This window comes from Photobacterium atrarenae, from assembly GCF_024380015.1.
Lineage (GTDB): Bacteria > Pseudomonadota > Gammaproteobacteria > Enterobacterales > Vibrionaceae > Photobacterium > Photobacterium atrarenae.
The window spans coordinates 1,054,902-1,076,152 of the sequence record NZ_CP101508.1 but is presented as its reverse complement, the minus strand read 5'-3'; the positions used below and the strand labels follow the sequence as shown (position 1 = coordinate 1,076,152).

Annotated in this window: 8 protein-coding genes; 7 read left to right on the top strand and 1 reads right to left on the bottom strand. The window is 54.7% G+C overall.

The features are described 5' to 3' along the window. Position 1: 1 nt before the first annotated feature. The 7 genes from trpCF (at position 2) to gspS2 (ending at position 6,552) form a co-directional block, all read left to right on the top strand. Positions 2-1,372 carry a bifunctional indole-3-glycerol-phosphate synthase TrpC/phosphoribosylanthranilate isomerase TrpF gene (gene trpCF / locus NNL38_RS05185; protein ID WP_255389960.1) on the top strand — a complete coding sequence of 457 codons (1,371 nt, stop codon included), beginning with the start codon at positions 2-4 and terminating at the stop codon, positions 1,370-1,372. 11 nt (positions 1,373-1,383) lie between these two features. After that, positions 1,384-2,574 carry a tryptophan synthase subunit beta gene (trpB, locus tag NNL38_RS05180; protein WP_255389959.1) on the top strand — a complete coding sequence of 397 codons (1,191 nt, stop codon included), beginning with the start codon at positions 1,384-1,386 and terminating at the stop codon, positions 2,572-2,574. After that, positions 2,574-3,389, top strand: coding sequence for a tryptophan synthase subunit alpha (gene trpA / locus NNL38_RS05175; protein WP_255389958.1), 816 nt, complete (start codon positions 2,574-2,576; stop codon positions 3,387-3,389). The genes trpB and trpA overlap by 1 nt, the downstream gene beginning before the upstream one ends. A gap of 331 nt (positions 3,390-3,720) precedes the next feature. Beyond that, complete coding sequence (locus tag NNL38_RS05170; protein ID WP_255389957.1) at positions 3,721-5,004, top strand: dicarboxylate/amino acid:cation symporter; 1,284 nt, start codon at positions 3,721-3,723, stop codon at positions 5,002-5,004. Between the two features lie 305 nt (positions 5,005-5,309). Beyond that, positions 5,310-5,708 (top strand): acyl-CoA thioester hydrolase YciA, encoded by a 399-nt coding sequence (yciA, locus tag NNL38_RS05165; RefSeq protein WP_255389956.1) that lies wholly within the window; start codon positions 5,310-5,312, stop codon positions 5,706-5,708. Positions 5,709-5,839: 131 nt separating this feature from the next. Continuing rightward, on the top strand, positions 5,840-6,139 hold the full coding sequence (locus tag NNL38_RS05160) for a YciI family protein (RefSeq protein WP_255389955.1): 300 nt from the start codon (positions 5,840-5,842) through the stop codon (positions 6,137-6,139). Positions 6,140-6,165: 26 nt separating this feature from the next. Then, positions 6,166-6,552, top strand: a complete 387-nt coding sequence (gene gspS2 / locus NNL38_RS05155) for a type II secretion system pilot lipoprotein GspS-beta (RefSeq protein WP_255389954.1) — start codon at positions 6,166-6,168, stop codon at positions 6,550-6,552. Between the two features lie 339 nt (positions 6,553-6,891). Here gspS2 and NNL38_RS05150 read toward each other — a convergent pair whose 3' ends face one another. Then, positions 6,892-21,222: an Ig-like domain-containing protein gene (locus tag NNL38_RS05150; RefSeq protein ID WP_255390563.1), complete on the bottom strand. Its 14,331-nt coding sequence runs from the start codon at positions 21,220-21,222 to the stop codon at positions 6,892-6,894. Between the last annotated feature and the right edge of the window lie 29 nt (positions 21,223-21,251).

The following is a 21,251-nucleotide window of genomic DNA, read 5'->3' as shown; positions in this document are numbered from 1 at the left end:
CATGGAAACCGTACTCGCAAAAATCGTCGCCGACAAAAAAATCTGGGTCGAGGAACGCAAAGCACAGCAACCGCTGGACGGTTTTATCGACCAGCTGCAACTGAGTGATCGTGACTTTTACGCCGCCCTGTCCGGCGAACAGAGCGTCTTTATTCTGGAATGTAAAAAGGCGTCGCCGTCAAAAGGACTGATCCGCGAAGACTTCGACCTCGACTATATCGCCGGGATCTACAACCGCTATGCCAGCGCCATTTCTGTACTGACCGACGAGAAGTATTTCCAGGGCAATTTTGATTTTCTGCCCCGGGTTCGCAGCCAGGTCAGCCAGCCGGTATTGTGCAAAGACTTTATGATTGACACTTATCAGGTCTATCTGGCCCGTCATTACCAGGCTGATGCCATCCTGCTCATGCTGTCGGTCCTCGACGATGACCAGTATCGCGAGCTGGCCAAAGTCGCAGAAACGCTGGGGCTGGGGATCCTGACCGAAGTCAGCAATGAAGCGGAGCTGGAGCGGGCCATCGCGCTCAAAGCCAAGGTGGTCGGGATCAATAACCGCAACCTGCGCGATTTAAGCATCGATCTCAACCGCACCAAAGCCCTCGCACCGCGGTTGACGGAAGACACCATCGTCATTTCTGAATCCGGGATCTACACCCACAAGCAGGTGCGCGAACTGGCCCCGTATGCCAACGGTTTTTTGATCGGCAGCTCGCTGATGGCTGAAGACAATCTGGAGCTGGCGGTGCGCCGCGTGCTCTTGGGAGAAAACAAGGTCTGCGGTTTGACCCATGCCGATGATGCCGCAGCAGCCTACCAGAGCGGCGCGGTCTACGGCGGGCTGATTTTTGTCTCCGGCTCGCCGCGCCATGTGGATATCGAACAGGCACGGATGATCATGAGCGGTGCCCCACTCAAATATGTCGGCGTGTTCCGCAATGCCGATCCGGATGCGGTCACCAAGGCAGCCAAAGCCCTGTCGCTGGCAGCAGTACAGTTGCACGGCGACGAAACGCCGGAATACGTTCAGGGCCTGAAAGCCCGATTGCCGGCAGATTGTGAGATTTGGAAAGCCCACGGGATCACCGACACAATACCGGATCTCAAGCGATGGAACGCCGACCGCCACTTGCTCGACAGCAAGGTCGGTAGCCAGTCCGGCGGCACCGGGGTCACTTTCGATTGGCGCCTGATACCCGATGAGCAGAAACAAGTCACCATGCTGGCCGGTGGTCTGACCCCGGACAACGTCTGCGAAGCAGCGCTCCTGGGCTGCAAAGGACTGGATTTAAACTCTGGTGTTGAAAGCGCCCCGGGCAAGAAAGATCCGAAAAAACTCAAAGCGGCCTTCGCAGCCATCAGAAAATATTAAGGACAGATGTTATGAGTAAACTTGACGCCTTTTTTGGCGAATTCGGCGGCCAGTATGTGCCGCAAATCCTGGTCCCGGCACTGGACCAACTGGAAGCTGCTTTTGTCGACGCCCAGCAGGACCCGGGCTTTCAACAGGACTTTCTCGAGCTGCTGCAGGAATATGCCGGTCGTCCGACGGCGCTGACCCTGTGCCGTAACCTGACCAAAGGCACCAAAACAAAACTGTATCTCAAGCGCGAAGATCTGCTCCACGGCGGCGCCCACAAAACCAACCAGGTGTTGGGTCAGGCCCTCTTGGCCAAACGCATGGGTAAAGAAGAAATTATTGCCGAAACCGGCGCCGGGCAACACGGGGTGGCAACCGCCCTGGCCTGTGCCCTGCTGGGCCTGAAATGCCGGGTCTACATGGGGGCCAAGGACGTCGAGCGCCAGAGCCCGAACGTGTTCCGGATGAAGCTGATGGGCGCTGAGGTGATCCCGGTCCACTCCGGCTCCGCCACCCTCAAAGATGCCTGTAACGAGGCGATGCGGGACTGGTCGGCCACCTACGACAAGGCCCACTACCTGCTGGGCACGGCAGCCGGGCCGCACCCGTTCCCGACCATTGTCCGCGAGTTCCAGCGCATCATCGGCGAAGAAACCAAGGCTCAGATCCTGAAAAAAGAAGGACGTCTGCCCGATGCCGTGATCGCCTGTGTCGGCGGCGGCTCCAATGCCATCGGCATGTTTGCCGACTTCATTGACAACCCGGAAGTGGGACTGATCGGCGTCGAGCCGGCCGGGAAAGGGCTGGACACCAACATGCACGGCGCCCCGCTCAAGCACGGCAAGCTGGGGATTTTCTTCGGCATGAAAGCACCGCTGATGCAGGACGAGCACGGTCAGGTTGAGGAGTCCTATTCAGTGTCTGCCGGCCTCGACTTTCCGTCAGTCGGCCCGCAGCACGCCTACCTCAATGCCACAGGCCGCGCCGAGTACGGCTCAGTCACCGATGATGAGGCGCTCGATGCGTTTCAGGAACTGGCACGCAGCGAAGGGATCATCCCGGCGCTGGAATCCGCCCATGCCCTTGCCTATGCCCTCAAGCTAATCAAACAAAACCCGGATAAAGAGCAGCTGCTGGTCGTCAACCTGTCCGGCCGCGGTGATAAAGACATTTTTACGGTACATGCAATTTTAGAAGGAAAGGGAGCGCTGTAATGGATCGGTATCAAGCACTATTTGAACGCCTGCAAGCACAACAGGAAGGCGCGTTCGTTCCCTTCGTCACCATCGGTGATCCGAACCCGGAACAATCCCTGCAGGTAATTGAAACCCTGATTGAAGCCGGAGCTGATGCCCTGGAGCTGGGGATCCCCTTCTCCGATCCGCTGGCGGACGGCCCAACCATTCAGGGCGCCACCATTCGCGCCCTGGATGCCGGCACCACCCCTGCGATTTGCTTTGAACTGCTGGCAAAAATCCGCGCCAACCACCCGGAGGTACCGATTGGCCTGCTGATGTACGCCAACTTGGTCTTTGCCGCAGGGATCGACCATTTCTATCAGCAGTGTGCTGAGGCGGGTGTGGATTCGGTGCTGATCGCCGATGTACCGGTCGGCGCCTCGGCTGAATTTCGCGAGGCCGCGCAAAAGCACGGGATCCATCCGATATTCATCGCCCCGCCCAATGCCGATGAAGCCACCCTCAAAACGGTCTCGGAGCTCAGCGGCGGCTATACCTACCTGCTGTCCCGTGCCGGGGTGACCGGTACCGAAACCCAGGCCGGAATGCCGGTCGACCATCTGCTCGAGAGTCTGCGCACCTACCATGCGCCACCGGCGCTGCTGGGCTTCGGGATTTCCAAGCCCGAACAAGTGGCGGCAGCGATCAAAGCCGGTGCCGCCGGCGCCATTTCCGGCTCTGCGGTGGTGAAGGTGATTGAAAACAACCTGAACAATCCGCTGGAAATGCTCAGCCAGATGCACCACTTCATTCACGAGATGAAGTCTGCCACCCGGCAAAGTGAATCCTGAGCCCTGATTGACGCTCAAGCAAAATGATCTCGCACCAAAGCCGCATCCGATGCGGCTTTTTCTACCCGGCTGAAAAGCTGTCTATTTCTCGGCCCCAAATGCCTACCTAATCCGGGTTAGATCAAAGATCTCCCTTCCCCCGCAGCTTAAAGTAACCGGTGACTAAGTCGCCGGGATCACCCAGACATTCCACCAAACTATGTCATTAGAGAAAAATATCGAAAGGAATGATTGAACAATTCAAAAATTGTGTGTAAAAACACAACCGCAAAAATATTGGGTTAACATTTACAACAATTTCAACACTTAACCCTAGACAACCTAACCAAACATGTACACAAACACAACTGAGGTATCAAAGGTGTTCAAAGAAAAAGGACTGTTCGGCAATATCGGCGTACAAGTCGTCATTGCCATGTGTATCGGGACGCTGGCCGGGGCCATGATGGGCCACTCAGCCAGTATGTTTGCGCCCCTGGGCAGCATTTTTATCCATCTGATTAAAATGCTGGTGATCCCGTTGGTCGCCGTCGCGATTATCTCCGGTGCCGCCGGCCTCGGCAGCAGCCAGTCTGCCGGGAAAGTCGGTTTTGCCACCCTCGGCTTCTTCGGCTTCACCTCTGCCGTAGCCGTGGCCCTGGCACTGTTTATGGGTCAGGTGTTCCAGCCGGGGGTCGGGGTTGACCTGACCGGTGTTGAAGGCATGTTCTCCAATGTGTATGCCGACAAAGGGGATCTGCCATCCTTCTGGGCAACTGTGCTGGGCATGATCCCAACCAACGTGTTCCAGTCCCTCAATGAAGCGAATATCCTGCAAATTTTGGTGTTCTGTCTGTTCTTTGGTATCGCTTTATCCAAGCTGGAAAAAGATCGCCGCGACCCGCTGCTGAACGGCGTTAACGCCATTGTTGATGCCATGGTGTGGATGATCAACGTGGTGATGAAAATCGCCCCGCTGGGCGTGTTCGGCCTGATGGCTGATGCCGTCGGCACATTCGGTTTCAACGCCCTGATGGTGGTCTTCAAGCTGTTCGTGGTCTACGTCGCTGCCATTTTGATTTACGGCTTTATTTTCTACCCGCTGATGCTGAAGGTCTTCAGCAAGACTTCACCAATGAAATTCCTGTCGGTAATGAAAAAGCCGCAAGCCGTCGCGCTGTCGACCGCATCTTCCATGGCCACCCTGCCGGTTACCATGGAAGTGTGTGAAGAAGAGCTGAAGGTGAAAAACTCGACTGCTTCATTTGTCCTACCGCTGGGCGCGACCATCAACATGAGTGGCAATGCAATCTACTACGGCCTGGTTGCCATCTTCTTTGCCCAGATGTTCAACATCGATCTGAGTATGGGTGCTTATATCGCCATTATCGTGACGTCCACTTTAGGTGCCGTCGGTCAGGCTGGTGTCCCGGGCCCATCCTTCCTGGTCGTCGCCGTGCTACTATCCGCCGGGATCCCGATTGAAGGCCTGCCGCTGCTGTTTGCCCTGGACCGGATCTTCGATATGATCCGCACGGCACTGAACATCACCGGCGATGCCGCGTGTGCCGTGATCATCAACGACACAATTGATAAAGCCGCAGAGCAGCCAGTCGAAAAGGCGTCCATCGCCTGATCCTGCTGTGGTCAATCACAACATTGGCTGCGGCTCCGTCCGCAGCCTTTTGCGTTACCAGACCCAGTGATACCAATCGCAGTAAATAAGGGGTCATCCTAGCTTATTAAAATGCTCGATAACTGCGTTAGACTTTTTGATTGTAGAATAATTACTTATCTAAAAACTCTGCCTTGTTCTCAAACATTTTTCCTGCGCTATTTCTGCTCATTTACTTACTTTGATTGGGATTACCCCTTGCCAGCCGCGGTGTTATTGCACACCATAGGCTCCCCAACTGTTCCAACAACTAGTAAGACCGAACCATGACCACAGAGAATCATATTCCACGCGGACAACTGCTGCTCCGCACCCTCGCGATGCCGGCTGATACCAATGCCAACGGCGATATCTTCGGCGGCTGGATCATGTCCCAGCTCGATTTGGCCGGTGCGATTCTGGCCAAAGAGATTTCCGGCGGTCGTGTCGTTACAGTCTCTGTCGACAGTATTGCCTTCAAAGCCCCGGTCAGCGTCGGTGATGTTGTGTGCTGCTACGGTGAATGCACCCGTATCGGCAACACGTCAATGAGTGTCGGCCTGGAGGTCTGGGTCAAACCGGTGGCTATCGATGGTGTCGGTGAGCGATACCGGGTCTGTGAAGCGACCTTCAATTATGTCGCGATTAACAGCGAAGGCCGACCGCGCCCAATCAAAAAAGCGTAAACTTGAGCGCACAATGAGCCCCCGTCACTGGCTGGGGCTTTTCTTTTACTTTAAGATAACGACCAACCCTCGAGAGGCCTGTATCTTACTGAAACAGCTTCAACTTCATTTTTCACAGGGAGAATTCCTAGATGTGGTATGTCATTTTTTCTCAGGACGTTGAAAATAGCCTGGAGCGCCGCCTGAGCGTACGTGAAAAACACCTGGCCCGCCTGAAAGATCTGCAAGAACAAGGCCGCCTGCTGGTTGCCGGTCCGATGCCGGCGATTGACAGCGACAACCCGGGTGAAGCTGGTTTCACCGGTTCAACCGTGATTGCAGAATTTGACTCACTGGAAGCGGCCAAAACCTGGGCCGATGCCGACCCGTATATTGACGCCGGGGTCTATGAAAATGTGATCGTCAAACCATTCAAAAAGGTACTGCCTTAAATGTACCCCACTTGGACGATTGACTGATGTTAAAAAAGGTTTTCGCCTCTCTCGCCATCTTCTTGCTGGCAGGCTGTGCATCCAACCCGGATGATGTTGCCAAAGCTCTTGCCAAAAGCCGGGCGACAGCAATTAACAATAAAGCGCCGTACAACAAAATTGGCGAGTATCAGGTGATGAAAGCGCAAGCGCGGGAAAAAACCGTTGAGATCACCATTCTCTACGGCGGCGGCGGCAAAGTCGCCCCTTCCGTGGCTGCTAAAAATGCCGCAGTAAACTACTGCCGCAATGAAGAGCTCACCCCGCTGTTCGACGAGGGACTGAACTATCGCATCCTGATCATGGATATGCGGGGCCGGACCATGGTGGAGCAACCAGTCTATGCCGAATACTGCCAGTCACTGGCGAAATAATACCAATCGCAGTAAATAAGGGGTCATTCTAGCTTGTTAAAATGCTCGATAACTGCGTTAGAATTTTTGACTGTAGAATAACTACTTATCTAAAAATTCTGCCTTGTTCTCAAACATTTTTCCGGCGCTATTTCTGATCACTTACTTTAATTGGTATAAGCCGGCATAAACTCCGGAACGACAGCTCTCCTGATCGCCAAACCGCCTGCCTAGTCAGGCGGTTTTTCATTTCCGCAATCTCCGATCACAACACACCTCATTAAAGACCTGTTGAGATGACTCAAAAAAAATCCCTCGAGTTAATCGAGGGATTTTTCTAAATCATTGCTTTTAGTGCAATTATTTATCTAAGTCGATGAGGTTGTTATTAAACAAATGGTTAATTACATCATTCGCGCTACTGTTACTAATTCCTGTAATATCATCGAAAGTCGTATTTTCCAGAACAATCGTTTGATCGACAGAATCATCGCTACTGCCATCAACATTGATCTGCAGGTGGGTATCCCCATCGACTTCAAGCGCACTCAACAAAGATTCAAGTTCGTCTTTTGACTTGCCGCCATCGCTGTCAAGTAAATCGCTGAGATCAATCGTATCCCCTTCGCTGGCATCAAAGTAGCCACTGCTGGTGTTAAAGTCCGTGATGATATCAACAGGAATATCAATGGACCCACCCACTTGGCCAAAGTCTCCGGCATCACCGTCCAGCCATACAAAGGTATCGCGCCCTTCGCCGCCCGATAAAGTGTCACCTTGGTTTCCACCATTCGATCCGCCAGAAGAGCCATGACCGTTGGTTCCGCCGATCAGGATGTCGTTCCCCAGGCCCCCCGTAAGGTGATCGTTCCCGGCGCCGCCTTTCAGCATGACACCTTCGGACTCATCCACCGCTTGTTGATAACTCTGAGTGCCAACCGGCTTATTCTCTGAGTCAAAATAAGCACCCAGATCGACTTGAACCCGATCTTCACCTGCCAGTACCGAAATATTATCATCGCCATCGGCACCCTTGATTGAAGTCAGCGCATCCAGCTTGATCACCAACTGAGCAGTATCTGTCTTCGAACCATCGGTGATCGTATAGGTAAAGACCTCATCAGTCAGCGAATCTGCATTACCGGTATCTGTCAGGGTGTAACGATAACGACCATCGGCATTCAATTCGAGATACCCATGGTTGCCCTCGATCCGACTGCCGACATCACCGTCAGTCGTCCCAAACGCGACATCAGTCACCGTCAGGGCACTTCCTTCCGCATCTGAGTCATTCTCCAGTACGTTTCCAGTCACATCTAACGCATCACCCGCCGCATCCGCAAACTTAGAGTTCGTGGAGCCGTCATAGGTATGCATCCACTCCCCATTCCCTGTCTGAGGATCATAGCGATATACATAAGAGTTGGTGGCGGCAATAATCAACTGGCCATCAGCTGTGGTTGCAAGGCCGTTAATAGAGCTACCAAAGTCGAGCAACTGCTGACGGCTGACCTGACTGCCATCAATATCAACAAGATATAGCTTACCGTTATCTACGCCGTAAAGCTGACCACCAAGCATAGAAAGATCATCAAATGTATGTTGATTGCTAAGCTGACTACTTTGCCCTGTCGTCGGATCGATTTGATAAATGCCTTGGTCATTCGAGGCAATTAACAGGCCGTCATCACCCACACACAAAGCATTCAACCTGCCGCTGACACCGGATAACTGGAGGCTCGATGTTATCGCGCCTGTCTCTTTGCTGATTTCAACAAGGTATGCACTATTGCCATGTTTATAAGTTCCCAGCAAATCACCGGCCTGGCCCATCGCCAGGGTATCAACATTGACTTTGGCAATGGTCGCGCCTGTGCCTGATTCAGGATCCAGTTTGACCAAATAGTCATTTTCCCGCAGCAGGTATACCGCCTCACCCTCAGCCACATTGAGTTCCACCACATCATCATTGGCGACAGGTGCCTGATTATCAGCAGGTTTCACATTCAGCGTCAGGCTGGAGTCAGCCGTATCACCATCACTATCAGTCAACACATAGTCCAGGCTTTCACTAAACGCACCTTGTGCGCCAGCCGGAGCCGTATATGAATATGCACCATTATCCAAATCAATAGTCCATTTACCCTTCGCTGTGGTTTCAATCGTCAGTTCATTGGTATTGGCATTAAACTGAGCACCAGTCGCGCCGGTAATGCCGCCAACCGGTGAATAGTGGTAAGTCTTCCCATCAACAGTAACCGCTGAAATATAACCCCCATCCGCGCCAAACTGACTGACATCAAGCTGACCTGAGCGGCTTGTGTCTTGCACCAAGTTACCTGAAATATGTGCCGCAGTCGCATTCAGAACACTCGATAAGTCATTTACGTCAGTAACGACCTGAGCGTCCATTTCGCTGTTGGTCGTACCGTCAAAGGCAACCCGGTCGAGTTGTGAAACCGAGACACCATTTCCGATCCCCAATGCATAGGCCTTAATATCATGATTGTTCAGATATGTTTCCCAGCTAACCTCATCAGCAGACCCCAGACCATACCCATAATTTGGAGCGCCATCAGACAAGAAATAAAGCAAGTTTTGTCCATTCGGCAAACTGCCCTGGGTTTCAAAAGCAGCCTTCGCACCGTCTTCTGAGTCAAATAGCGCCGCATCATAGTTCGTCCAACCATCTGCCTGCGCAGCATTCACAAGCTGTTTAGCTTCAGCAACATCGAGCCATTGGCTCGCCGCCGTGGCGTCACCGGAGAACGTCACTACCTGGACTTTGACATCGCCGTGCTCGTCGTAGCTATCCAACAAGTTAGAGATTGCTGATTTCGCCATGGTGAGACGGTTGCCCCCCATACTGCCAGAAACATCCAGCACGACGACGATATTGCTATCCGTTGGCGTGACTTCCACGTCCTCGGTCAGGGCACTGGATTCCGGTGCGTCATCCTCAACCTGGATTGTCAATGTACTTTGACCCGTTAACTCGCCGTCATGAACGTTCACCCCGACTTCAATGGCCAGTCGGTCTTCGCCCTGAACTGGGTGATCAACCGGTCCGCTTAGCGTCACATCGTAATTGCCTTCATCATCAATGCTAATCTCGATGACAGGCTGACCATCAACGGAGCCCACGAGCACATTAGTGTTATCTCCACTCCACTCAATCGCTTGGCCGCCTGACGTCAATGCAACCGTTGGCGCCGTTAAGGTCACGCTCAAATCACTGCTGTCCGGGTCTGAAATCGTGAGCTTACCTGAAGCCACAGGGCTATCAGTGGTATCTGGCAAGCCCTGCCCATCTTCAATCCCTTGTGCCAGACCTTCCTCAGAAACAGTCACCGTTGCTGCAGAGACAGTTGGCGCATCGTTGGTGTCTACGACATTCAGAGTCACTGTGGCGCTGTCCTGCTGGCCGTACTCATCCACAACCGTGTAATCAAATTGTGCAGGGCCGCTATAGTTCGGATCCGGCGTGAAGACTATCTGACCGTTCACCATAGATACGCTGCCATGCACCGGATTACCAACGCCGATAACCTGCAAGGATTCAGGTGACTCATCCTGGTCATTCGCCAGCAAGACAGCCGGATCGATAGTCAGTGACTGGCCATCATCAACCGAGAGCGGCTGCTCATGGCTCGTTATGTCTTCACCTAAAATTTTATAGTTCCCAAAGCCACCAGAGCTGTTTTGCTCGCCTAGCTGTACTTTGAGCTGGGAATCACCTCCCTGATCCCAATAAATGATCTCAATATTATGGCTACCACTTTCATCAACCGTAAATTCAATCCCTTTGCGAGAGGTTGCAGATTGATTGCCATCATATTCAGCGACAACCTCTCCGTTGATACGAATGCTGTAGCCATCATCCGCTTTCACCTTGAACTGATAGGTCCCCTCAGAAAGCTCGATCTGGCCCGACATGCGAATAATGGCATCACTGCTATCACCCGGATCATTGCTCAGGCTACCTTTATCCCCTTTCAGGAATTTCTGTAACGTAGAGCCGGTGCCGAGGTTATTCTCCTGACTACCGTAATTAACCTTGGACGCGATAAAGGTGGCATCAGGATCGTTCGACTGGATGAAGCTCTCAACCTGATGAACTCTGGACAAGTTATTGCCATCCGCACCTTCCTGATAACCATAGTATTCCGCTTTCAGGCCTGACGAAGTGATCGTTAACGTATCGTCAATAGCATCAGGAGCATTATCGACGCTGTAGCCTTCGCTTGTCGTCGCGGTATCTGTGTTGCCCGCTTTATCCGTGGTCGTGATGCTCGCATCGATGACCTTATCGCCATCTGCAACAAGGTCTGCGCCCGGAACGTTGATGCTGAAGTTACCGTCCTTGTCGACTGTGCCGGTGAACGGTTTCTCGTTCACGGTCAGGGTGACGGTGTCGTCTTCATTGAACTCACCGGTCACTTTACCGGTGACAGGGATATCCTGCCCGGCTTCGGCGGCGTTGATCACGTCATCTTCTGTGATGTTCGCATCCAGCTCGATCGCCAGGTCTGTGACCTCGGTATCGACGCTGTAGCCTTCGCTTGTCGTCGCGGTATCTGTGTTGCCCGCTTTATCCGTGGTCGTGATGCTCGCATCGATGACCTTATCGCCATCTGCAACAAGGTCTGCGCCCGGAACGTTGATGCTGAAGTTACCGTCCTTGTCGACTGTGCCGGTGAACGGTTTCTCGTTCACGGTCAGGGTGACGGTGTCGTCTTCATTGAACTCACCGGTCACTTTACCGGTGACAGGGATATCCTGCCCGGCTTCGGCGGCGTTGATCACGTCATCTTCTGTGATGTTCGCATCCAGCTCGATCGCCAGGTCTGTGACCTCGGTATCGACGCTGTAGCCTTCGCTTGTCGTCGCGGTATCTGTGTTGCCCGCTTTATCCGTGGTCGTGATGCTCGCATCGATGACCTTATCGCCATCTGCAACAAGGTCTGCGCCCGGAACGTTGATGCTGAAGTTACCGTCCTTGTCGACTGTGCCGGTGAACGGTTTCTCGTTCACGGTCAGGGTGACGGTGTCGTCTTCATTGAACTCACCGGTCACTTTACCGGTGACAGGGATATCCTGCCCGGCTTCGGCGGCGTTGATCACGTCATCTTCTGTGATGTTCGCATCCAGCTCGATCGCCAGGTCTGTGACCTCGGTATCGACGCTGTAGCCTTCGCTTGTCGTCGCGGTATCTGTGTTGCCCGCTTTATCCGTGGTCGTGATGCTCGCATCGATGACCTTATCGCCATCTGCAACAAGGTCTGCGCCCGGAACGTTGATGCTGAAGTTACCGTCCTTGTCGACTGTGCCGGTGAACGGTTTCTCGTTCACGGTCAGGGTGACGGTGTCGTCTTCATTGAACTCACCGGTCACTTTACCGGTGACAGGGATATCCTGCCCGGCTTCGGCGGCGTTGATCACGTCATCTTCTGTGATGTTCGCATCCAGCTCGATCGCCAGGTCTGTGACCTCGGTATCGACGCTGTAGCCTTCGCTTGTCGTCGCGGTATCTGTGTTGCCCGCTTTATCCGTGGTCGTGATGCTCGCATCGATGACCTTATCGCCATCTGCAACAAGGTCTGCGCCCGGAACGTTGATGCTGAAGTTACCGTCCTTGTCGACTGTGCCGGTGAACGGTTTCTCGTTCACGGTCAGGGTGACGGTGTCGTCTTCATTGAACTCACCGGTCACTTTACCGGTGACAGGGATATCCTGCCCGGCTTCGGCGGCGTTGATCACGTCATCTTCTGTGATGTTCGCATCCAGCTCGATCGCCAGGTCTGTGACCTCGGTATCGACGCTGTAGCCTTCGCTTGTCGTCGCGGTATCTGTGTTGCCCGCTTTATCCGTGGTCGTGATGCTCGCATCGATGACCTTATCGCCATCTGCAACAAGGTCTGCGCCCGGAACGTTGATGCTGAAGTTACCGTCCTTGTCGACTGTGCCGGTGAACGGTTTCTCGTTCACGGTCAGGGTGACGGTGTCGTCTTCATTGAACTCACCGGTCACTTTACCGGTGACAGGGATATCCTGCCCGGCTTCGGCGGCGTTGATCACGTCATCTTCTGTGATGTTCGCATCCAGCTCGATCGCCAGGTCTGTGACCTCGGTATCGACGCTGTAGCCTTCGCTTGTCGTCGCGGTATCTGTGTTGCCCGCTTTATCCGTGGTCGTGATGCTCGCATCGATGACCTTATCGCCATCTGCAACAAGGTCTGCGCCCGGAACGTTGATGCTGAAGTTACCGTCCTTGTCGACTGTGCCGGTGAACGGTTTCTCGTTCACGGTCAGGGTGACGGTGTCGTCTTCATTGAACTCACCGGTCACTTTACCGGTGACAGGGATATCCTGCCCGGCTTCGGCGGCGTTGATCACGTCATCTTCTGTGATGTTCGCATCCAGCTCGATCGCCAGGTCTGTGACCTCGGTATCGACGCTGTAGCCTTCGCTTGTCGTCGCGGTATCTGTGTTGCCCGCTTTATCCGTGGTCGTGATGCTCGCATCGATGACCTTATCGCCATCTGCAACAAGGTCTGCGCCCGGAACGTTGATGCTGAAGTTACCGTCCTTGTCGACTGTGCCGGTGAACGGTTTCTCGTTCACGGTCAGGGTGACGGTGTCGTCTTCATTGAACTCACCGGTCACTTTACCGGTGACAGGGATATCCTGCCCGGCTTCGGCGGCGTTGATCACGTCATCTTCTGTGATGTTCGCATCCAGCTCGATCGCCAGGTCTGTGACCTCGGTATCGACGCTGTAGCCTTCGCTTGTCGTCGCGGTATCTGTGTTGCCCGCTTTATCCGTGGTCGTGATGCTCGCATCGATGACCTTATCGCCATCTGCAACAAGGTCTGCGCCCGGAACGTTGATGCTGAAGTTACCGTCCTTGTCGACTGTGCCGGTGAACGGTTTCTCGTTCACGGTCAGGGTGACGGTGTCGTCTTCATTGAACTCACCGGTCACTTTACCGGTGACAGGGATATCCTGCCCGGCTTCGGCGGCGTTGATCACGTCATCTTCTGTGATGTTCGCATCCAGCTCGATCGCCAGGTCTGTGACCTCGGTATCGACGCTGTAGCCTTCGCTTGTCGTCGCGGTATCTGTGTTGCCCGCTTTATCCGTGGTCGTGATGCTCGCATCGATGACCTTATCGCCATCTGCAACAAGGTCTGCGCCCGGAACGTTGATGCTGAAGTTACCGTCCTTGTCGACTGTGCCGGTGAACGGTTTCTCGTTCACGGTCAGGGTGACGGTGTCGTCTTCATTGAACTCACCGGTCACTTTACCGGTGACAGGGATATCCTGCCCGGCTTCGGCGGCGTTGATCACGTCATCTTCTGTGATGTTCGCATCCAGCTCGATCGCCAGGTCTGTGACCTCGGTATCGACGCTGTAGCCTTCGCTTGTCGTCGCGGTATCTGTGTTGCCCGCTTTATCCGTGGTCGTGATGCTCGCATCGATGACCTTATCGCCATCTGCAACAAGGTCTGCGCCCGGAACGTTGATGCTGAAGTTACCGTCCTTGTCGACTGTGCCGGTGAACGGTTTCTCGTTCACGGTCAGGGTGACGGTGTCGTCTTCATTGAACTCACCGGTCACTTTACCGGTGACAGGGATATCCTGCCCGGCTTCGGCGGCGTTGATCACGTCATCTTCTGTGATGTTCGCATCCAGCTCGATCGCCAGGTCTGTGACCTCGGTATCGACGCTGTAGCCTTCGCTTGTCGTCGCGGTATCTGTGTTGCCCGCTTTATCCGTGGTCGTGATGCTCGCATCGATGACCTTATCGCCATCTGCAACAAGGTCTGCGCCCGGAACGTTGATGCTGAAGTTACCGTCCTTGTCGACTGTGCCGGTGAACGGTTTCTCGTTCACGGTCAGGGTGACGGTGTCGTCTTCATTGAACTCACCGGTCACTTTACCGGTGACAGGGATATCCTGCCCGGCTTCGGCGGCGTTGATCACGTCATCTTCTGTGATGTTCGCATCCAGCTCGATCGCCAGGTCTGTGACCTCGGTATCGACGCTGTAGCCTTCGCTTGTCGTCGCGGTATCTGTGTTGCCCGCTTTATCCGTGGTCGTGATGCTCGCATCGATGACCTTATCGCCATCTGCAACAAGGTCTGCGCCCGGAACGTTGATGCTGAAGTTACCGTCCTTGTCGACTGTGCCGGTGAACGGTTTCTCGTTCACGGTCAGGGTGACGGTGTCGTCTTCATTGAACTCACCGGTCACTTTACCGGTGACAGGGATATCCTGCCCGGCTTCGGCGGCGTTGATCACGTCATCTTCTGTGATGTTCGCATCCAGCTCGATCGCCAGGTCTGTGACCTCGGTATCGACGCTGTAGCCTTCGCTTGTCGTCGCGGTATCTGTGTTGCCCGCTTTATCCGTGGTCGTGATGCTCGCATCGATGACCTTATCGCCATCTGCAACAAGGTCTGCGCCCGGAACGTTGATGCTGAAGTTACCGTCCTTGTCGACTGTGCCGGTGAACGGTTTCTCGTTCACGGTCAGGGTGACGGTGTCGTCTTCATTGAACTCACCGGTCACTTTACCGGTGACAGGGATATCCTGCCCGGCTTCGGCGGCGTTGATCACGTCATCTTCTGTGATGTTCGCATCCAGCTCGATCGCCAGGTCTGTGACCTCGGTATCGACGCTGTAGCCTTCGCTTGTCGTCGCGGTATCTGTGTTGCCCGCTTTATCCGTGGTCGTGATGCTCGCATCGATGACCTTATCGCCATCTGCAACAAGGTCTGCGCCCGGAACGTTGATGCTGAAGTTACCGTCCTTGTCGACTGTGCCGGTGAACGGTTTCTCGTTCACGGTCAGGGTGACGGTGTCGTCTTCATTGAACTCACCGGTCACTTTACCGGTGACAGGGATATCCTGCCCGGCTTCGGCGGCGTTGATCACGTCATCTTCTGTGATGTTCGCATCCAGCTCGATCGCCAGGTCTGTGACCTCGGTATCGACGCTGTAGCCTTCGCTTGTCGTCGCGGTATCTGTGTTGCCCGCTTTATCCGTGGTCGTGATGCTCGCATCGATGACCTTATCGCCATCTGCAACAAGGTCTGCGCCCGGAACGTTGATGCTGAAGTTACCGTCCTTGTCGACTGTGCCGGTGAACGGTTTCTCGTTCACGGTCAGGGTGACGGTGTCGTCTTCATTGAACTCACCGGTCACTTTACCGGTGACAGGGATATCCTGCCCGGCTTCGGCGGCGTTGATCACGTCATCTTCTGTGATGTTCGCATCCAGCTCGATCGCCAGGTCTGTGACCTCGGTATCGACGCTGTAGCCTTCGCTTGTCGTCGCGGTATCTGTGTTGCCCGCTTTATCCGTGGTCGTGATGCTCGCATCGATGACCTTATCGCCATCTGCAACAAGGTCTGCGCCCGGAACGTTGATGCTGAAGTTACCGTCCTTGTCGACTGTGCCGGTGAACGGTTTCTCGTTCACGGTCAGGGTGACGGTGTCGTCTTCATTGAACTCACCGGTCACTTTACCGGTGACAGGGATATCCTGCCCGGCTTCGGCGGCGTTGATCACGTCATCTTCTGTGATGTTCGCATCCAGCTCGATCGCCAGGTCTGTGACCTCGGTATCGACGCTGTAGCCTTCGCTTGTCGTCGCGGTATCTGTGTTGCCCGCTTTATCCGTGGTCGTGATGCTCGCATCGATGACCTTATCGCCATCTGCAACAAGGTCTGCGCCCGGAACGTTGATGCTGAAGTTACCGTCCTTGTCGACTGTGCCGGTGAACGGTTTCTCGTTCACGGTCAGGGTGACGGTGTCGTCTTCATTGAACTCACCGGTCACTTTACCGGTGACAGGGATATCCTGCCCGGCTTCGGCGGCGTTGATCACGTCATCTTCTGTGATGTTCGCATCCAGCTCGATCGCCAGGTCTGTGACCTCGGTATCGACGCTGTAGCCTTCGCTTGTCGTCGCGGTATCTGTGTTGCCCGCTTTATCCGTGGTCGTGATGCTCGCATCGATGACCTTATCGCCATCTGCAACAAGGTCTGCGCCCGGAACGTTGATGCTGAAGTTACCGTCCTTGTCGACTGTGCCGGTGAACGGTTTCTCGTTCACGGTCAGGGTGACGGTGTCGTCTTCATTGAACTCACCGGTCACTTTACCGGTGACAGGGATATCCTGCCCGGCTTCGGCGGCGTTGATCACGTCATCTTCTGTGATGTTCGCATCCAGCTCGATCGCCAGGTCTGTGACCTCGGTATCGACGCTGTAGCCTTCGCTTGTCGTCGCGGTATCTGTGTTGCCCGCTTTATCCGTGGTCGTGATGCTCGCATCGATGACCTTATCGCCATCTGCAACAAGGTCTGCGCCCGGAACGTTGATGCTGAAGTTACCGTCCTTGTCGACTGTGCCGGTGAACGGTTTCTCGTTCACGGTCAGGGTGACGGTGTCGTCTTCATTGAACTCACCGGTCACTTTACCGGTGACAGGGATATCCTGCCCGGCTTCGGCGGCGTTGATCACGTCATCTTCTGTGATGTTCGCATCCAGCTCGATCGCCAGGTCTGTGACCTCGGTATCGACGCTGTAGCCTTCGCTTGTCGTCGCGGTATCTGTGTTGCCCGCTTTATCCGTGGTCGTGATGCTCGCATCGATGACCTTATCGCCATCTGCAACAAGGTCTGCGCCCGGAACGTTGATGCTGAAGTTACCGTCCTTGTCGACTGTGCCGGTGAACGGTTTCTCGTTCACGGTCAGGGTGACGGTGTCGTCTTCATTGAACTCACCGGTCACTTTACCGGTGACAGGGATATCCTGCCCGGCTTCGGCGGCGTTGATCACGTCATCTTCTGTGATGTTCGCATCCAGCTCGATCGCCAGGTCTGTGACCTCGGTATCGACGCTGTAGCCTTCGCTTGTCGTCGCGGTATCTGTGTTGCCCGCTTTATCCGTGGTCGTGATGCTCGCATCGATGACCTTATCGCCATCTGCAACAAGGTCTGCGCCCGGAACGTTGATGCTGAAGTTACCGTCCTTGTCGACTGTGCCGGTGAACGGTTTCTCGTTCACGGTCAGGGTGACGGTGTCGTCTTCATTGAACTCACCGGTCACTTTACCGGTGACAGGGATATCCTGCCCGGCTTCGGCGGCGTTGATCACGTCATCTTCTGTGATGTTCGCATCCAGCTCGATCGCCAGGTCTGTGACCTCGGTATCGACGCTGTAGCCTTCGCTTGTCGTCGCGGTATCTGTGTTGCCCGCTTTATCCGTGGTCGTGATGCTCGCATCGATGACCTTATCGCCATCTGCAACAAGGTCTGCGCCCGGAACGTTGATGCTGAAGTTACCGTCCTTGTCGACTGTGCCGGTGAACGGTTTCTCGTTCACGGTCAGGGTGACGGTGTCGTCTTCATTGAACTCACCGGTCACTTTACCGGTGACAGGGATATCCTGCCCGGCTTCGGCGGCGTTGATCACGTCATCTTCTGTGATGTTCGCATCCAGCTCGATCGCCAGGTCTGTGACCTCGGTATCGACGCTGTAGCCTTCGCTTGTCGTCGCGGTATCTGTGTTGCCCGCTTTATCCGTGGTCGTGATGCTCGCATCGATGACCTTATCGCCATCTGCAACAAGGTCTGCGCCCGGAACGTTGATGCTGAAGTTACCGTCCTTGTCGACTGTGCCGGTGAACGGTTTCTCGTTCACGGTCAGGGTGACGGTGTCGTCTTCATTGAACTCACCGGTCACTTTACCGGTGACAGGGATATCCTGCCCGGCTTCGGCGGCGTTGATCACGTCATCTTCTGTGATGTTCGCATCCAGCTCGATCGCCAGGTCTGTGACCTCGGTATCGACGCTGTAGCCTTCGCTTGTCGTCGCGGTATCTGTGTTGCCCGCTTTATCCGTGGTCGTGATGCTCGCATCGATGACCTTATCGCCATCTGCAACAAGGTCTGCGCCCGGAACGTTGATGCTGAAGTTACCGTCCTTGTCGACTGTGCCGGTGAACGGTTTCTCGTTCACGGTCAGGGTGACGGTGTCGTCTTCATTGAACTCACCGGTCACTTTACCGGTGACAGGGATATCCTGCCCGGCTTCGGCGGCGTTGATCACGTCATCTTCTGTGATGTTCGCATCCAGCTCGATCGCCAGGTCTGTGACCTCGGTATCGACGCTGTAGCCTTCGCTTGTCGTCGCGGTATCTGTGTTGCCCGCTTTATCCGTGGTCGTGATGCTCGCATCGATGACCTTATCGCCATCTGCAACAAGGTCTGCGCCCGGAACGTTGATGCTGAAGTTACCGTCCTTGTCGACTGTGCCGGTGAACGGTTTCTCGTTCACGGTCAGGGTGACGGTGTCGTCTTCATTGAACTCACCGGTCACTTTACCGGTGACAGGGATATCCTGCCCGGCTTCGGCGGCGTTGATCACGTCATCTTCTGTGATGTTCGCATCCAGCTCGATCGCCAGGTCTGTGACCTCGGTATCGACGCTGTAGCCTTCGCTTGTCGTCGCGGTATCTGTGTTGCCCGCTTTATCCGTGGTCGTGATGCTCGCATCGATGACCTTATCGCCATCTGCAACAAGGTCTGCGCCCGGAACGTTGATGCTGAAGTTACCGTCCTTGTCGACTGTGCCGGTGAACGGTTTCTCGTTCACGGTCAGGGTGACGGTGTCGTCTTCATTGAACTCACCGGTCACTTTACCGGTGACAGGGATATCCTGCCCGGCTTCGGCGGCGTTGATCACGTCATCTTCTGTGATGTTCGCATCCAGCTCGATCGCCAGGTCTGTGACCTCGGTATCGACGCTGTAGCCTTCGCTTGTCGTCGCGGTATCTGTGTTGCCCGCTTTATCCGTGGTCGTGATGCTCGCATCGATGACCTTATCGCCATCTGCAACAAGGTCTGCGCCCGGAACGTTGATGCTGAAGTTACCGTCCTTGTCGACTGTGCCGGTGAACGGTTTCTCGTTCACGGTCAGGGTGACGGTGTCGTCTTCATTGAACTCACCGGTCACTTTACCGGTGACAGGGATATCCTGCCCGGCTTCGGCGGCGTTGATCACGTCATCTTCTGTGATGTTCGCATCCAGCTCGATCGCCAGGTCTGTGACCTCGGTATCGACGCTGTAGCCTTCGCTTGTCGTCGCGGTATCTGTGTTGCCCGCTTTATCCGTGGTCGTGATGCTCGCATCGATGACCTTATCGCCATCTGCAACAAGGTCTGCGCCCGGAACGTTGATGCTGAAGTTACCGTCCTTGTCGACTGTGCCGGTGAACGGTTTCTCGTTCACGGTCAGGGTGACGGTGTCGTCTTCATTGAACTCACCGGTCACTTTACCGGTGACAGGGATATCCTGCCCGGCTTCGGCGGCGTTGATCACGTCATCTTCTGTGATGTTCGCATCCAGCTCGATCGCCAGGTCTGTGACCTCGGTATCGACGCTGTAGCCTTCGCTTGTCGTCGCGGTATCTGTGTTGCCCGCTTTATCCGTGGTCGTGATGCTCGCATCGATGACCTTATCGCCATCTGCAACAAGGTCTGCGCCCGGAACGTTGATGCTGAAGTTACCGTCCTTGTCGACTGTGCCGGTGAACGGTTTCTCGTTCACGGTCAGGGTGACGGTGTCGTCTTCATTGAACTCACCGGTCACTTTACCGGTGACAGGGATATCCTGCCCGGCTTCGGCGGCGTTGATCACGTCATCTTCTGTGATGTTCGCATCCAGCTCGATCGCCAGGTCTGTGACCTCGGTATCGACGCTGTAGCCTTCGCTTGTCGTCGCGGTATCTGTGTTGCCCGCTTTATCCGTGGTCGTGATGCTCGCATCGATGACCTTATCGCCATCTGCAACAAGGTCTGCGCCCGGAACGTTGATGCTGAAGTTACCGTCCTTGTCGACTGTGCCGGTGAACGGTTTCTCGTTCACGGTCAGGGTGACGGTGTCGTCTTCATTGAACTCACCGGTCACTTTACCGGTGACAGGGATATCCTGCCCGGCTTCGGCGGCGTTGATCACGTCATCTTCTGTGATGTTCGCATCCAGCTCGATCGCCAGGTCTGTGACCTCGGTATCGACGCTGTAGCCTTCGCTTGTCGTCGCGGTATCTGTGTTGCCCGCTTTATCCGTGGTCGTGATGCTCGCATCGATGACCTTATCGCCATCTGCAACAAGGTCTGCGCCCGGAACGTTGATGCTGAAGTTACCGTCCTTGTCGACTGTGCCGGTGAACGGTTTCTCGTTCACGGTCAGGGTGACGGTGTCGTCTTCATTGAACTCACCGGTCACTTTACCGGTGACAGGGATATCCTGCCCGGCTTCGGCGGCGTTGATCACGTCATCTTCTGTGATGTTCGCATCCAGCTCGATCGCCAGGTCTGTGACCTCGGTATCGACGCTGTAGCCTTCGCTTGTCGTCGCGGTATCTGTGTTGCCCGCTTTATCCGTGGTCGTGATGCTCGCATCGATGACCTTATCGCCATCTGCAACAAGGTCTGCGCCCGGAACGTTGATGCTGAAGTTACCGTCCTTGTCGACTGTGCCGGTGAACGGTTTCTCGTTCACGGTCAGGGTGACGGTGTCGTCTTCATTGAACTCACCGGTCACTTTACCGGTGACAGGGATATCCTGCCCGGCTTCGGCGGCGTTGATCACGTCATCTTCTGTGATGTTCGCATCCAGCTCGATCGCCAGGTCTGTGACCTCGGTAT

What these genes read in the sequence shown, in the direction of transcription:
- trpCF (WP_255389960.1), top strand. Translation starts at nt 2, where the DNA reads ATGGAAACCGTACTCGCAAAAATCGTCGCCGACAAAAAAATCTGGGTC.
- trpB (WP_255389959.1), top strand. Translation starts at nt 1,384, where the DNA reads ATGAGTAAACTTGACGCCTTTTTTGGCGAATTCGGCGGCCAGTATGTG.
- trpA (WP_255389958.1), top strand. Translation starts at nt 2,574, where the DNA reads ATGGATCGGTATCAAGCACTATTTGAACGCCTGCAAGCACAACAGGAA.
- NNL38_RS05170 (WP_255389957.1), top strand. Translation starts at nt 3,721, where the DNA reads ATGTACACAAACACAACTGAGGTATCAAAGGTGTTCAAAGAAAAAGGA.
- yciA (WP_255389956.1), top strand. Translation starts at nt 5,310, where the DNA reads ATGACCACAGAGAATCATATTCCACGCGGACAACTGCTGCTCCGCACC.
- NNL38_RS05160 (WP_255389955.1), top strand. Translation starts at nt 5,840, where the DNA reads ATGTGGTATGTCATTTTTTCTCAGGACGTTGAAAATAGCCTGGAGCGC.
- gspS2 (WP_255389954.1), top strand. Translation starts at nt 6,166, where the DNA reads ATGTTAAAAAAGGTTTTCGCCTCTCTCGCCATCTTCTTGCTGGCAGGC.